A 14,557-nucleotide genomic window follows, 5' to 3' on the forward strand; every position below is an offset into this window, starting at 1 on the left:
GATCTGCTTGAAGAACCGCTTCCACGCTTTTTGCAGGTGCGCGAACGGCTGCGAATGCGCATCCCTGTGGATGCCCTCGAGCCACGGCTGGCCGTTTTCGTCGAGCCAGTCGGAGTCGCTGTACTTGATGGCGTTGAACTGCCGCTTGAGCGCCATGGCATTGGGCTTTTGCCCGGCAGCATACTGCCGGTTCCATTCGGCGAGCGCCCAGTTCCACACGCGCCGGGCCGTGCCGCAGGCGCGTTTGAAGTAATCCGCCTGCTCGGGCGTGGGACGAAGGGCGATTCGGTGGGTGAGGTGCATGGTCAGTCACTCATCGCCAAGAAGTTTTGCCGCCTTGCCTGTGCTCATGGTGTTTTCCATGAACACCATTATGGACTAGTTTGCACTTTTTGTAATACGAGAGTTGGCTCCTTCATTCTCATTTTAGCGAAGCGGCGATGTCGATGACGAAGCGGTACTTCACGTCGCTTCTCAGCATGCGCTCGTAGGCGGTGTTGATGTAGTCGATGGGAATGAGCTCGATGTCTGAGACGATGCCGTGCTCGGCACAGAAGTCGAGCATCTCCTGCGTCTCGCGGATGCCGCCGATGAGCGATCCGGCAAGACTCCGGCGCCGGAAGAGCAGGTTGAAGACGGCGGGCGAAGGATGCGGCTCGGAGGGGGCGCCCACGAGGGTGAGTGTGCCGTCGCGTTTCAAGAGCTGCAGGTAGTCGTCGAGCCGGTGCGGAGCGGCCACGGTGTCGAGGATGAAATCGAGCTGCTCGCGGTAGCGGGCCATTTGCTCGGGATCCTTGGAAATGCAGACTTCGTCGGCGCCGAGCCGCTTGGCGTCGGCCGTCTTGGCGGGCGAGGTGGTGAAGAGCACCACGTGTGCGCCCATGGCGTGGGCGAGCTTGACGGCCATGTGCCCCAGTCCGCCCAGGCCGACGATGCCCACCCGTTTGCCTGGGCCAACCTTCCAATGGCGCAAGGGCGAATAGGTGGTGATGCCGGCGCACAGCAGCGGCGCCACGGCGGCAAGGTCCTTTTCTGGATGCTTGATGTGCAGCACGAAGGATTCCTTCACCACGATGACCTGAGAGTAGCCGCCGTAGGTGTTTTCGCTGCCGGGGCCGCGGCCGTTGTAGGTGCCGACGAAGCCTTCGCTGCAGTATTGCTCCTCGCCGCTCGCACAGGCGTCGCAATGCCCGCAGCTGTCGACCATGCAGCCGACTCCGGCCAGATCGCCGACCTTGAAACGGGTGACTTTCTCACCCACGGCGACCACGCGCCCGACGATCTCGTGCCCGGGGACGCAGGGATAGATCGTGTTCTTCCATTCGTTGCGCGCCTGGTGCAGGTCGGAGTGGCAGACGCCGCAGTAGAGGATCTGGAGCTGCACGTCGTGTGGCCCAGGGTCGCGGCGGGCGATCTCCCAGGGAACGAGTGGAGAGTGTGGATCGAAAGCGGCATAGGCCTTGGCGGGAATGCTCATGGGTTGCTCCTCGAAACGGGAATGTACTGCAAGCGATCATTCATCGCTAGGCCCTCGCCCGGCGGTGTGCCAGCAAGAGGCGCGGCTACAACAGACGGTTGAAGATCTCGATGGCGCGATCCCAGTGCGTCGTATCGGGATTCTTCACGTCGGGGTCGAGCGTCCGGAAAGTCCAGGCTAGGGCCACCGTCAGCCCACCGACGATCTGCGGCAGCATGGCACGGACTTCCTCGTCGTATTCGAGATCGAGTTGGGGCAGCTTGGCGAGCTGCTCCAGGATGGGCGCGAGCTCGAGCTCCTCGTCGAGCTCGCGGAAGGCATGCATGCTTTCCTGCAGACCTTTCGTCAAGGGAAGATCCCAGGGGCGAATGACGTCGCGGCCGTTGGATTTGGCCGCCGCCTGGCTGACGAGCAGCAGATCGTAGAGCTTCTGGTCGAGGAATTCGGTCAGCCGCCGCAGGTCGTTCTTGTCGACGTCGAGCCCGGCCGTGCGCCGGAAAAGTCGTTCGAAGCGGGAAACCGCCATGATGTCGCTCATTGGTACCCTCCTTGGGCAAGTGGTTCGACTGACTGCCGACTCCGTTATAGGAATCAGGGCGGCGAAAAGCAAGCCTTGCAAAATCCCGCGCTCTTCCCTATAACGACGAACGGATGCCATCGCGGATAGGGAAAAGGAGGAAAGTCATCATGCGCAAACACACGAGGCGGGTATTGGCAACGAGCCACATTGCCGGACAGCTCGATCTCCTGGACCGGCTGGTAGAAACGGCCAGCGAGCTCGACGTCGATTCGGTCATGATCGTCGGCGATTTGGTGGGCACGGGAGGCGTGCATCGCGCCGATGCTTATCGTGAGGTATTCGGCAAGCTCGGGGCGCTGCGTGTGCCGACGTTCTTCGTTCCGGGCGCGCATGATGCGCCTCTCGACGATTATCTGCGGGAAGCCTACAACCTCGAGCTGACTTTCCCCATGCTGCATGGGGTGCACGGCACACTCGCCTTCGCGCCTGGCCACGTGGCGGTGCTGGGCATGGGCGGTGAGATCGGCCAAACGGGAGGGCGCGAGGAGCGCGAGCGTCTCTATTATCCCGAATGGGCGGTCGAGTACGTCCTGAAAGTCCTCGACGAGCTCAAGGATTACGAGAAAATTTTCCTTTTCGCTACTCCGCCGGCCCACAAGGATTGGGACGGGGGTTCGCAGGCCATCACGACGCTGATCAACACTTTCGCGCCGACCCTGGTGGTGGTCGATGCGCCCCGTCGGCACCATGCCGAAGTGGGTACGAGCCTGGTGGTTGCACCGGGGCGGCTCTCGGAGGGAGATTTCAGCATCGTCGACTTGCGACGCCGCAAGATCGAGGCGGGAAACGTGCGTTGACAGGTGCTCCTTATCACATCCATAAACCTTGCTTCTGGCGTGGTTGTCGCTACGGCAGACCAGCTCTATGATGCTTTCTGTCGTGCCGCTAGGGACAAGGGGCCATGAAGGGGGTCGATCGCGAAGTGCTGGAGGCGCTTTGCCGCTGGCAGGGCGGCGAAATGCCGCTGTGGCTCGTCACGGTGGTGCAGACCTTCGGATCGAGCCCTCGTCCGCCGGGGGCGATGCTCGTGCTGCGCAGCGATGGCGGCAGCGTGGGCTCGGTCTCGGGAGGATGTGTCGAAGAGGATCTGGCGGAACGCGCCCGTCAAGGGCGTCTGCCGCGGGCGCGGGCCGAGCGGGTGGACTATGGGGTCTCGGTTCAGGAAGCCCAGCGCTTCGGTCTGCCGTGCGGCGGCTTGTTGCGGCTGGTGGTGGAGCCCGTCCCGCAGGATGCGTCCTGGCCGAGGGAATTGCTCGCGGCGCTCCGCGAGCGTCGTCGCATGTGCCGCCGGCTCGAACTCTCGTCCCTGACGGTGAGCTTGAGGCCGGCAGCGCGTGGCGAGGTGATGCGTTTCGACGATGAGACCCTCGAGACGATTCATGGTCCAGCGCGGCGACTGCTCCTCATCGGTGCGGGGCAGATTTCGTCCTACCTTGCGCAGATGGCCCAGGCCCTGGACTACGAGGTCTTCGTGTGCGATCCGCGCGAAGAGGTGCGAGCCCAGTGGCCGGTGCCGGGCAGCGTGCTCTTGCCGCACATGCCCGACGATGCGGTACTCGCGCTCCAGCCCGATGAGGATACGGCGGTGGTCGCGCTCACGCATGATCCCAAGCTCGACGACCTGGCCCTGCTCGAGGCGCTGAAGTCGCCCGCTTTCTACGTCGGTGCGCTCGGCTCGCATCGCACCAATGCCGCCCGCCGCCAGCGCCTGGCCGAGTTCGACCTGACGGAGGAGGAGATCGCCCGCCTCCATGGCCCCGTGGGTCTGCCTATCGGCAGCCGCACGCCGCCCGAGATTGCGGTGTCCATCCTCGCCCATCTCATTGCCGAACAGCGAGGGGCCCTTCCAGCGGGAGGATTGCCTCGTATCCATGCCAGAGGAGAAACTCTATGATTGCATTCACGCTCAACGGCCGGCCGACCACGGTCGAGGCCGATCCCGGTACGCCCCTCCTGTGGGTGCTGCGCGACCAGCTGCAGCTCACCGGGACCAAATACGGCTGCGGCATCGCCCAGTGCGGTGCCTGCACGGTGCATCTCGACGGGCGGGCGGTCCGCTCCTGTGTCACGCCGGTATCGATGGTGAGCGGCAAGCGCGTCACCACCATCGAAGGGATCGGCGAGACGCCGGTCGGCCGCGCCATCCAGCGAGCCTGGCAGGAGGTCGACGTGCCACAGTGCGGCTACTGCCAGTCGGGGCAGATCATGGCGGCCGCAGCCCTGCTCGCCGAGCACCCCCATCCGAGCGAAGCGCAGATCGTCGCGGCGATGGATGGCATCCTCTGCCGCTGCGGTACCTACAACCGGATCCGCACGGCGATCCTCGAAGCCGTGAAAGGAGGTGTGTGATGAATCCCCGGGAGGAAGTACTGCGTCCGGCGCGGCGTCGGTTCCTGCGCGATGCAGCCCTGCTTGCCGGTGGGCTCGTGATCGGTTTCCGTTTGCCCGAGAAGGGCGGGCGCGCCTGGGCTGCCGAGGAAGCGGCGGCCGGGGCGGCGAAAGTCTATCCGCCGAACGCCTTCATCCGCATCGCCGCGGACGATTCGGTCACGCTCATCGTGAATAAGTCCGAGATGGGCCAGGGGGTTTATACCTCGCTGCCCATGCTCATCAACGAGGAGCTCGACGCGCCTTGGGAGCGCATCCGCGTGGAGGCGGCGCCGGTGGCGGCGGTCTATAACCATACGCAGTTCGGCATCCAGCTCACCGGCGGCAGCACCAGCGTGGCGTCCTCTTGGGAGCAGCTGCGCCGCGTCGGGGCGAGCGCCCGCATGCTGCTCGTCCAGGCGGCGGCACAGCGTTGGGGGGTGCCGGCGAGTGCGTGCAAGGCCGAGAACGGGCGCATCTTCCACCCCGACGGCCACACCTCCCTGAGCTACGGCGAGGTCGCGGAAGAGGCGGGCAAGCTGCCTCTGCCCGCCGAAGTGCCCTTGAAGGATCCAAAGCACTTCAAGTGGATCGGCAAGTCGCTCAAGCGCCTCGACACGCCGGAGAAGATCACCGGCAAGGCGGTCTTCGGCATCGACGTGCGTCTGCCCAACATGCTGACGGTGCTGGTGGCGCGTTCCCCGGTATTCGGCGGCAAGCTCAAGCGCTTCGATGCCACCGAGGCGCTGAAAGTCCCCGGCGTGGTCGGCGTCTATGAGGTCCCCACCGGCGTGGCGGTGGCGGCCAACGGTTTCTGGCCGGCGAAGACGGCGCGCGACCTGCTGCAGATCGAGTGGGACGAGGGCGAGGGGGCGGCCCTGAGCACCGCCAAGCTGCGGGAGGACTACTTTGCGCTCGCCCGCACGCCGGGTGCCGTGGCGCGGCGCGATGGCGACGTGGCATCCGGCCTCAAGGCGGCGGTGAAGGCGGTACGTGCCGAGTACGAAGTGCCCTATCTGGCGCATGCGCCGATGGAGCCGCTCAACGTCACCGTCGATCTGCGCCCGGATCATTGCACCATCTGGACCGGCACGCAGTCGCAGACGCTCGACCGCATGGCGGCTGCCGCCGTGGCGGGCCTCCAACCCGAAGAAGTGGAGATCCACACCACCTATCTCGGCGGCGGCTTCGGTCGGCGGGCGAATCCGCATGCGGATTTCGTCACCGAGGCGGTGCAGGTGGCCAAGGCCGTCGGCCGGCCGGTGCAGGTGATCTGGACGCGCGAAGACGACCTGCGCGGCGGCTACTACCGGCCGATGTGGGTCGACGTGATCGAAGCGGGAATCGGCAAGGGCGGCAAACCCGTGGCGTGGAAACACACCCTCGTCGGCCAGTCCATCATGGAGGGCACGCCGATGGCGGCGGCGATGATCAAGGATGGCGTCGATGCCGCCTCGGTTGAAGGAGCGGTGACGCTTCCCTACCTGATTCCGAACGTCCAGGTCGAACTGCACAGCCCGAAGCATCCCGTGCCGGTGCAGTGGTGGCGCTCGGTGGGGCATTCGCACACGGCCTTCGTCGTCGAGACGATGATCGACGAACTGGCCCACCTCGCGCGCCAGGATCCGGTCAAATTCCGCCTGAGCCTCCTGCCGCATGGCTCGCGTCATCATGCCGCCTTGCAGCTCGCGGCGCAGAAGGCCGGCTGGGGCAAGGTGAAGCCCGCGCCGGGCCATGCTTTCGGCGTGGCGGTGCATGAATCCTTCGGCAGCGTCGTGGCCGAAGTGGCCGAGGTTTCGCTGGAAAACGGCCAGGTGCGGGTGCATCGCGTCGTGGCGGCGGTCGATTGCGGCCGGGTGATCAACCCCGATGGGGTGGTGCAGCAGATCGAGGGAGGCATCGTCTACGGCCTGGCTGCCGCGCTGCACGGCGAGATCACGCTCGAGGGAGGTCGGCCGGTGCAGTCGAACTTCCACGATTATCCCCTCTTGCGCCATTCCGAGATGCCGCGGGTGGAGGTGTATCTCGTGCCGAGCGAAGCGCCGCCGAGCGGCGTGGGTGAGCCGGGCACGCCCCCCATCGCGCCGGCGGTGGCCAATGCGCTCTTCGCTCTCACGGGGAAACGGGTGCGGCGGCTCCCTTTCGCACGGGAAAACCTTGCCTGAGGAACCGGAAATCGCCGCCTTGGTGCTCGCGGCGGGGCAGGCGCGGAGGTTTGGGGCGGACAAGCGGCTGGCGCTACTCGAAGTCGAGGGGCGCATCGAGCCGCTCATCGTGCGGGCGCTGCGGTCCTGGGTCGAGGTCTTCGAACGGGTCGCGGTGGTGCTGCGACCGGGCGACGAGGCGGTGCGAGGCGTGTTGTCGGAGACCTTCGCGGATCGCCTGCGCTTCATCGAATGCCCCCGCGCCGACGAGGGGATGGGGACGAGCCTTGCCGCGGGCGTCGCCGCGACCGCCGAGGCCACAGGCTGGGTCGTCGGGCTTGCCGACATGCCCTGGGTGCCGCGAGCCGCGATCGCGGGAGTGCGCGACGCGCTCACGGCGGGCGCGGTACTCGCCGCAGCCTGCCGCGCCGACCGGCGGGGACATCCCGTCGGTTTCGCCGCCCCTTACCGGGCTGAACTGTTGGGTCTGACGGGCGACGTGGGGGCCCGTCTGCTCCTTCGGCGTGACGCCGAGCACGTGGTCGGCGTTGCGATCGACGACGCAGGCATCTTCGCCGACGTCGATACCCCGCAAGACCTTTTTTCCAGGAGTGAATGATGAAGAAACCCGCCGTGACCGAAGTCCCGATCCATCCCTTGATCGCCGAGCGTTGGAGCGGTCGCGCCTTCGACGAAACCAAGACCGTGACGCGCGAGCAGGTGATCTCGCTGCTGGAAGCGGCGCGCTGGGCCCCCTCGTGCTACGGCGATCAGCCCTGGCGCTTCGTCGTGTGGCATCGCACCCAGGATCCGCAAGGATGGGAGAAGGCGTTCGCCACGCTGTGGCCGTTCAACCAGGCGTGGGTGAAACGCGCTTCGCTCCTGGTGCTCGTCTGCGCCGATCCCATTTTTTCCTACAACGGTGAACCCAACGCCTGGGCCGAATACGACTGCGGCGCCGCGGCCGAGAACCTCTGCCTGCAGGCGGTGGCGCTGGGGTTGATGTCGCATCCCATGGCCGGGTTCGATCCTGAGGCACTCCGTGCCGTGGCCGGCGTGCCGGAGCGCTACAAGATCGTTTCGCTCATCGCCGTGGGCCATCCGGCGGAGCCGGACGTGCTCGACGGGGAACTCGCCGAGAAAGAACGCGCGCCGCGCGAGCGCCGTCCGCTGGCGGAGCTCTGTTTCGCGGGGAAATGGGGCAAGAGCCTCTGATTCAGCCGTCTTTTTCCAGATCCTCCACCACGACCGAGAGGGCGTTGGTGGAGATCAGCACTTCCGCGAGCGACAGCAGCAGGGAGAGCACCAGGGCGGCGAGGCTCGTGCCGAAGAGGATTTTGCCGAGCAGGGTCTCGTGCACGAAGAGGGCGAGCATCGACAGCGCGCACAGCAAAAACCCCAGCACGCCAAACCCTTGCATGTATTTGATGAGCATGATGCGTCGTTTCAGGCCTGGGATCTGGCGGCGGATGACCTCGGCCTTGCGATCGGGCGAGGCGTGCAGTTGCCGGATGATCTGGGCGAGCGCCAGGAAACGGTTGCCGTAGGCGAGCAGCACGAGTGAGATCGCCGGAAAGAGGATCGCGGGCGTGGTCAGGTCCATGATGCGATTTTACCTTCGCCGGCGCGCCAGTATCTCGCGGTAGAAATTGAGCACCGAACCCTCGTCCTCGCGCTGCTGGCGCCAGGCGAGCGGGATGTGCGCCGGGTCCATCGGCTGCCACGGTTCGGCGCTCGAGAACCCCGCCTGCGGGCGGTTCGCGTCCCACGGAATGGGGGTGCGCGAAAGGTCGCGGGCGCTGCGGTTCATCTCGGCGAGGATCTCCGCCTCGGGTTGACCCTGGGCGCGCAGGGCGGCGATGCGGCGCAGGCTCAAGGGGTCGCGCAGGTCGGACGAGCGCGTGAAACGCGCATTTGGCAGACCCAGTTCCTGCCCCTGATAGAGCACGGCAAGCCCCCGCTGCAGGTAGGTGGCGGCGGCAAAGGCTTTGGCGGCCTGGGCGCGGCGCTCGGGCGGAGCCCAGCGCGAGACGATGCGCGGCAGATCGTGGTTTTCCAGGTAGAGCGCCGGCAGCGCCCCGTGCGGGGCGAGCGCCCGGTACCAGGAGCGCGCCGTGTCGGAGAAGGCGCGGGTGTCGAGCCCGGGGCGGCCTTGCGCATCGGTCGTGTCGATGTGCCATAGCTCGAAATGCAGCAGTGCCGACAGCGGCCCCTGCGGCTCGCCCACCCAGGCGGGCGCGTCCGTGGCGGCGATGCCGTTCGCCTCGCCCAGCGTGAGGTGGTCGCGCGTGATGCCGGCGCGCTCGGCGAAGTCGCGCACCCAGTCGAGGAGCCCGGGGCGGGCGAGGAAGCGCGACCAGGCCGGGCGCGGGCCGCCGGGTTCGCCAGGGGCGACGTCAGGCAAGCCTTCTTCTTTCTTGAGCACGGTGAGGGCGTCGAAACGAAAGCCGTCGACGCCTTCGTCGAGCCAAAAGCGGGCGATCTCGGCAAGCGCCTGGCGCACCGCCGGGTTGCTCCAGTCGAGGTCGGGCTGCTCGGGAAAGAAGAGGTGCAGGTAATACTCGCCCGTGACTTCGTCCCGCGTCCAGGCGGGGCCGCCGAAGATGCTCTCCCAGTCGTTGGGCCGCGCACGCCAGTAGTACCAGTCGCGCCGGGCAGAGGTTCGGCTCGAGCGCGAGTCGAGAAACCAGGGGTGGCGCACGCTCGTGTGGTTGATGACCAGATCGAGCAGCAGGCGCATGCCGCGCCGGTGCAGCTCGTCGCGCAGGCTGCGGAAGTCGGCCATCGTGCCGAAGTCGGGGTGCACGTCCAGATGGTCGCTCACGTCGTAGCCGTAGTCGGCGTTGGGCGAGGGGTGGATGGGGGCGAGCCAGAGGGCGTCGACCCCGAGCCAGCGCAGCTCGTCGAGCCGTTCGGTGAGGCCGGCCAGATCGCCGATGCCATCGCCGTTGCCGTCGGCGAAGCTGCGTGGCCAGACGGTGTAGACGACGCATTCCTGCCAGGGGCGGAAACGGGGCGGCATGATACTCGGCTCGGAAAAAGCGATGATCCCAGTGTAGCAGATGCCCGTGTCTGCCTATAATGACTTCACGATGCGGCCGGGGAGAGGGCGATGGAACGCTTGCGCGGGGTGAATCTGGGTTCGTGGCTGGTGCTTGAGAAGTGGATGGTGCCTAGCCTCTTCGAAGGGGTGGAAGCCACCGACGAGACGACGTGGTGCGTCGCATTGGGAGAGGAGGCCGCACCCAGGCTGCGGGCGCACTGGGCGCGCTGGGTCACGCGGGAGGATTTCGCCTGGATCGCCGAGCGGGGGCTGAACGCGGTGCGCATTCCCTTCGGGCACTGGGTGCTGGGGCCGCCTTATCCCTACCATCCGGTCTATGGGGCGCGGCGCGAGCCCTTCGTCACCGGCGGCATCGAGGTACTCGACCGGGCGCTGCGCTGGGCCGAAGAATTCGGACTCAAAGTGGTGCTCGACCTGCACGCAGCCGCCGGCTGCCAGAACGGCTTCGACAACGGCGGCATCTTGAACGTCTGCGACTGGCACACCAAGGAAGAATACATCGACCATTCGGTCGAACTGCTGGGGCGGCTGGCCGAGCGCTATCGCGCCGAACCGGCACTCTTCGCCTTCGAGGTATTGAACGAGCCGCGCTGGGACGTGCCCACCGAGATCCTCAAGCGCTACTACGAGCGCGCCTACGCGGCGATCCGGGCGCACTGCCCGCCCACGGTCGGGGTGATGTTCCACGACGGCTTCCGCGACTGGCGCGAGTATCTCGGTTTCATGAACGCGCCGCCGTACGAGAACGTCTGGTTCGACGTGCACCGCTACCAGTGCTTCACGCCCGAGGATCTCGAGGCAGACATCTACGAACACCTGCGCAAGACGGTGGTCGATCTGCGCGCCGAGGCCGATGCCATCGGGCGCGAGCTGGGGCTGCCGACGGTGTGCGGCGAATGGAGCCTGGGGCTCAAGCTGCAGGAGGTATCGCTGTGGGCCGACGGGCCGACCACGCACCCGCTCGAAGGGTTGGACGCCTTCCAGCAGGAGGTGGCGCTGCGCGGCTACGCGGCGGCGCAGCTCCTCACCTTCGAGCGCTATCGCGGCTGGTTCTTCTGGAACTACAAGACCGAGACGACTCCGGCGTGGTGCCTGCGCGAGGCGGTGGCACGCGGCTGGCTGCCGGCACGTTTCAATTGAGGAAAACGACGCGCTGAACGCCGGGATAGGGCTGGTGATGCGGCCAGAAGATCGCCAGCGTCGCGTCGGGTAGGCGCTCGCGCAGCAGCGCCACCGGGTCGAATTTGCCCGGTGCGGGCAGGGCGTCGGCCGGGGCTTCGTAGAACACCCACGCGGGCCGTTCGAGCAGGGTGCGGGCGAGCGCGAGCCGCTGCTGGACCGGCGCGGTGAGGGTGCGGTTCCAGTCGTCGTGCTCGTCGAGCCGTTCGATGAGCGCATCCGCCCCTACGGCATGCAAGGTGTCGATGACGCGCTTGCGCTCGACCTCCGCTGGATCGCGCGGATAGGTGAGGGCGGCGATGAGCGGCCCTTCGGGCAGGAAGGGCCGCTGTGGCACGAAGGCGAGCGTCTCGCCGTCGGGCAGGATGATGTTGCCCTGCCCCCAGGACCACACGCCGGCGATGGCCTTGAGAAGGGCGATGCCTGTGTTCGGGTCTCCTACGAGCTGTACGGTCTCGCCGCGCGTGAGGGTGAGCGAGAAATTCTCCAGCACGGGGTGGCCGTTGGGCAGCGTCAAGGTGAGCCGCTCGATCGCGAGCTGCCCCGCGGGGCCGACGCTGCGGCAGATCTGCCCCGGCAGGCATAGCCGCTCGATTGCCTCGAGTTCAGTGAGATCTTGGTATAAGGCTGCTGCCCGTTCGATCGAAGCATGGCAGCGAGCGATATCGCCCATGCTGTGGATGGGCCAGGAAAGCGCGTTGGTGAGCCGCTCGAAGGCCTGCGCCGCCTGCATCAGCATGCCAAGCGTGAGCGTGCCGGCGATATAGTGCGGTGCGAGCACGAGGATGGGGAAGACCGGCAGGAGCGTGCCATAGGCGGTGGAAAACGACACCAGCCCGAGGTAGCCCAGCGATTGTTTCCACCAGGTGCGTGCGAGCGCGTCGAACCGCTCGCGCGTCAGGCGGCGCTCGGAGGCTTCGCCTTGGGCGAGCGCGATCGCTTCCGACTTGTCGCGGATGTGCGACAACCCGTAGCGAAAGTCGGCTTCGCGCGACTGCTGCTGGTCGGTGGCCCGTGTGAGCGGTCGGCCCAGCAGGACCCCGGTGATCGTGCCGATGCCGGCATAGGCAAGCGCAAGCCAGACCATCGTGCCGGGGGGAGACTCGTGCGGCGTGGCGCCGACCACCCACAGCACATCGACGAAAAGCACGATGGAGGCGAGCGAGTAGAGCAGCGAGTGGAAGAGCTCCACCGCCACTTCGGTGGCGATGCGCACGTCTTCGGCGATGCGGGCGTCGGGGTTGTCGTGCGCGCCGGGCAGGTGGCGCAGGCGGTGGTGGTGACCGCGCGCGAGCCAGCTCTCCAGCAGCTGTTCGGTGAGAAAGCGCCGCCAGCCGAGTTGCCAGCCGCGCTTGACGAGGAGGTGGACGCCCGTGACGGCCACGCTCAGAAGGAGGATGGTGAGGAAGGTAGCGATGAGCGCGGGCAGTTCGACGAGATCGCGGCGCTCCAGCGCATCGAAGAGCGCCCGCTGCCAGTGGTTGGTCCACAGCGCCAGCCCGACCATGGCGAGCGTGAGGGCCACGAGCACGAGCGCACCGCCCCAGGCCCTCGGCCGACGATAATAGCGCAGGCCCAGCAGCAGAAAGGGCAGCAATGGCGGAGTCGTAGGGTTCGGTGCGCTCATGGCGTGGTTGCGGCGAGCAGGCGGCAGGCGAAGGTGGCGGCGCCCTTCAAGCCCAGCAGGGGGTCGTCGGCGAGCAGGATCGGCAGCGCGGCGAGCGTCTCCCCGTGCCGTTCCTTGGCGGCGAAGGCACTGCGAAAGGCCGGAGTCTCGAGCCAGGGGCGCAGCGCCGCGGCGAGCGCGCCCACGAGGTATACCCCACCCAGGGTCCAGCCGATGAGGGCGAGGTCGCCAGCGCAGGCACCCAGCGTGCGCACGAAGGTGGTCACCGCTTCTTGGGCGAGCGCTTCCCCCTTTTGGGCCGAGGCCACGATCTGCGGCGCCTCCGTCCACGGCGCGCTTCGGCCGCGCTCGGCGGCAAGAAAAGCGGCGAGCCGCACCAGACCGGGGCCGCAGAGCAGGCTTTCCCAGGAGGCGATGCGCCCTTCGCGGGCGAGCCAGGTGCTCCAGGAAGTGAGAAAGGGGGGATCGAAGCCGCCGAGGTCGGCGTGTCCGCCTTCGCTGGGGAAGACGCGCACCGTCTCGCCCTCGCGCAGAAAGAATCCCATGCCCAGTCCCGTGCCGGGGCCGAGCACGGCAGCAAGCCCCGGCCGAGGTGCTCCCCGTTGCAGGACGTGGAGCGTCTCGGGCGCCGCAGCGGCGATCCCGTGCGCCTGGGCGGCGAAGTCGTTCATCAATTCGACCCGCGGCCAGCCATGGCGGGCGGTCAAGGCATCGGCGTCGATCGTCCATGGGCGGTTGGTCAGCCGCGCGCGCCGCCCCGTCACGGGCCCGGCGAGCGCGATCACGGCGAGTTTCGGTTCGGCTCCTGGGGGACATTCGGCGAGGAAAGCCTCGAGCGCCGCGTCGAAATGGGGGAAGGCATCATCTTCGAGTACCCGCTGGCACAGCGGCTCCCAGGCAGGAAGGTGCCGCGAAAAACCCGCTGTGCTTGGGGTGTCTGCCGTTGACGCGCGCTGCGGGGGTTTTTCGCGGTCCTCGGGCGCCGCTTCGCTTTCCCGCCAGCGCGCGAGCAGGAAACGGGCGCGCGTGCCGCCGACGTCGGCAGCGAGAAAGAGAGGGGCGGCCGTAGGAGTCATGCTTCGGCTCCGTAGGGCAAAAAACGCGCGCGCCACAGAATTTGCCGTTCCGCCGGGGGGAAAGGGGCCACGAGGGCGGCGGCCACGCGGGCGGCGGGCGCGGAGAGGAGGCCGGCGGGGAGGGTGCCCAGGCGCTGGTCGACGGGGTGGGGGAGCACCGGCCCCAGACCGCAGCGGCTCGCGCGCACCACCAGGAGTCCGGCCGCGGTCGCATCGGCGATCGGTGCTTCCCACGCTTCGGGGACGCTGCCGTGTCCCGGCAGCAGCAGCACTGCCGCGGCGGCCCCCGTTTCCTGGGTCTGCCGCAAAGCCTCGGGCGCGTCGAGCGCCGTGGCCGAAAGGAGGGCGACCGTCGGCCAAGGATGGGGCAAGGGCAGCGGCGAGGCACGTTCTTCGAGCGGCGGCGGTCGCCAGGGAAAGGCCGAGCCGAGCGCGCCTCGCGGTTCGGCGGCAAACGGCTGGAGCGCGAGCGTGTGTGCCTTGCGCAGCCCCATCGCGGGGAAGACCGCTTCGCCGAAGACGAGGAAGACGCCTGGCGGGGTGTCCGGATCGGCGGCGAGGCGGATCGCGTGCAGGAGGTTGCGCGGCCCGTCGGCCCCGGCTTCGGAAGGCGGGCGCATGGCCCCGGTGAGCACCACGGGCTTGGTCGGCGCCAGGGTGAGCGCGAGGAGCGTGGCCGTCTCTTCCAGCGTGTCGGTGCCGTGGGAGAGGACGAGGCCGGCGAGCTCCGGGCGCGCGAGGGCTTGCGTGATCGCGGCGTGCAGCCTCAGCCAATGGTGCGGCGTGGCGTCCTTGGAATCCATGGCGAAGGGCGAAGCGAGCTCGAGCTCGGCGTACTGGCCTGCCTCGGGGATCGCTGCGAGCAGGGCCTCGGGCGAGAGCGCCCCGGCGTGGTACGCGATGCCCCGGCCGGTGGCGGCGAGGGTGCCGCCGGTGGCGAGCCAAAGCAAGCGCGGGCGAGGAGGTGCGGCCATGGGGAGTGCACTGAAATGCTGTCGTGAAAGTTTAACAGTTCGTTCCCACGGCGCGACGGTTTTGCCGTG

At 67.5% G+C, this 14,557-nt stretch carries 15 protein-coding genes; 7 read left to right on the plus strand and 8 right to left on the minus strand.

Translation table 11 applies throughout. The annotated features are described in order from the left end of the window. The 3 genes from ASC37_RS07865 to ASC37_RS07875 all read right to left on the minus strand — a co-directional run. A partial coding sequence (locus ASC37_RS07865) for a helix-turn-helix domain-containing protein (protein WP_157287454.1) occupies nt 1–303 on the minus strand: 303 nt, incomplete at its 3' end. Between the two features lie 118 nt (nt 304–421). Next, the gene (locus ASC37_RS07870; RefSeq protein WP_055423856.1) at nt 422–1,477 is read right to left on the minus strand and encodes an NAD(P)-dependent alcohol dehydrogenase; all 1,056 of its coding nucleotides are present in this window, start codon (nt 1,475–1,477) and stop codon (nt 422–424) included. Between the two features lie 85 nt (nt 1,478–1,562). Further along, nucleotides 1,563–2,015 (minus strand): DUF1931 family protein, encoded by a 453-nt coding sequence (locus tag ASC37_RS07875; protein WP_055423857.1) that lies wholly within the window; start codon nt 2,013–2,015, stop codon nt 1,563–1,565. Nucleotides 2,016–2,164: 149 nt separating this feature from the next. On the opposite strand from ASC37_RS07875, the gene ASC37_RS07880 reads away from it, so the two are divergent. From ASC37_RS07880 to ASC37_RS07905, 6 genes are all read left to right on the plus strand, one after another. Beyond that, nucleotides 2,165–2,854, plus strand: a complete 690-nt coding sequence (locus tag ASC37_RS07880; protein WP_055423858.1) for a metallophosphoesterase — start codon at nt 2,165–2,167, stop codon at nt 2,852–2,854. A gap of 104 nt (nt 2,855–2,958) precedes the next feature. Next, the gene (locus ASC37_RS07885; RefSeq protein WP_055423859.1) at nt 2,959–3,951 is read left to right on the plus strand and encodes an XdhC family protein; all 993 of its coding nucleotides are present in this window, start codon (nt 2,959–2,961) and stop codon (nt 3,949–3,951) included. Next, complete coding sequence (locus tag ASC37_RS07890) at nt 3,948–4,406, plus strand: (2Fe-2S)-binding protein (protein WP_055423860.1); 459 nt, start codon at nt 3,948–3,950, stop codon at nt 4,404–4,406. The genes ASC37_RS07885 and ASC37_RS07890 overlap by 4 nt, the downstream gene beginning before the upstream one ends. Next, nucleotides 4,406–6,589, plus strand: coding sequence for a xanthine dehydrogenase family protein molybdopterin-binding subunit (locus ASC37_RS07895; protein WP_055423861.1), 2,184 nt, complete (start codon nt 4,406–4,408; stop codon nt 6,587–6,589). The genes ASC37_RS07890 and ASC37_RS07895 overlap by 1 nt, the downstream gene beginning before the upstream one ends. Next, entirely contained in the window at nt 6,582–7,187 is a 606-nt protein-coding gene (locus ASC37_RS07900) for a nucleotidyltransferase family protein (RefSeq protein ID WP_055423862.1), read from the plus strand. The genes ASC37_RS07895 and ASC37_RS07900 overlap by 8 nt, the downstream gene beginning before the upstream one ends. Continuing rightward, entirely contained in the window at nt 7,184–7,783 is a 600-nt protein-coding gene (locus ASC37_RS07905; RefSeq protein WP_198289055.1) for a nitroreductase family protein, read from the plus strand. Before ASC37_RS07900 ends, ASC37_RS07905 begins: the two co-directional genes overlap by 4 nt. 1 nt (nt 7,784) lies before the next feature. Here the strand turns inward: ASC37_RS07905 and ASC37_RS07910 are convergent, their stop codons facing one another. Next, nucleotides 7,785–8,171: a DUF2721 domain-containing protein gene (locus tag ASC37_RS07910; RefSeq protein WP_055423864.1), complete on the minus strand. Its 387-nt coding sequence runs from the start codon at nt 8,169–8,171 to the stop codon at nt 7,785–7,787. Nucleotides 8,172–8,180: 9 nt separating this feature from the next. Further along, nucleotides 8,181–9,590 carry an alpha-amylase family glycosyl hydrolase gene (locus ASC37_RS07915; RefSeq protein WP_055423865.1) on the minus strand — a complete coding sequence of 470 codons (1,410 nt, stop codon included), beginning with the start codon at nt 9,588–9,590 and terminating at the stop codon, nt 8,181–8,183. A gap of 90 nt (nt 9,591–9,680) precedes the next feature. On the opposite strand from ASC37_RS07915, the gene ASC37_RS07920 reads away from it, so the two are divergent. After that, nucleotides 9,681–10,772, plus strand: coding sequence for a glycoside hydrolase family 5 protein (locus ASC37_RS07920; protein ID WP_055423866.1), 1,092 nt, complete (start codon nt 9,681–9,683; stop codon nt 10,770–10,772). Here ASC37_RS07920 and ASC37_RS07925 read toward each other — a convergent pair. From ASC37_RS07925 to ASC37_RS07935, 3 genes are read right to left on the minus strand one after another with little or no spacing between them, the layout of a single operon-like run. Next, complete coding sequence (locus ASC37_RS07925) at nt 10,765–12,438, minus strand: ABC transporter ATP-binding protein/permease (protein WP_082438424.1); 1,674 nt, start codon at nt 12,436–12,438, stop codon at nt 10,765–10,767. The genes ASC37_RS07920 and ASC37_RS07925 overlap by 8 nt on opposite strands. Continuing rightward, entirely contained in the window at nt 12,435–13,514 is a 1,080-nt protein-coding gene (locus ASC37_RS07930; RefSeq protein ID WP_055423868.1) for a glucokinase, read from the minus strand. Before ASC37_RS07930 ends, ASC37_RS07925 begins: the two co-directional genes overlap by 4 nt. Further along, complete coding sequence (locus ASC37_RS07935) at nt 13,511–14,488, minus strand: asparaginase domain-containing protein (protein WP_055423869.1); 978 nt, start codon at nt 14,486–14,488, stop codon at nt 13,511–13,513. Before ASC37_RS07935 ends, ASC37_RS07930 begins: the two co-directional genes overlap by 4 nt. Nucleotides 14,489–14,557 lie beyond the last annotated feature (69 nt).

It is taken from the genome of Tepidiphilus thermophilus (assembly GCF_001418245.1).
GTDB lineage: Bacteria > Pseudomonadota > Gammaproteobacteria > Burkholderiales > Rhodocyclaceae > Tepidiphilus > Tepidiphilus succinatimandens.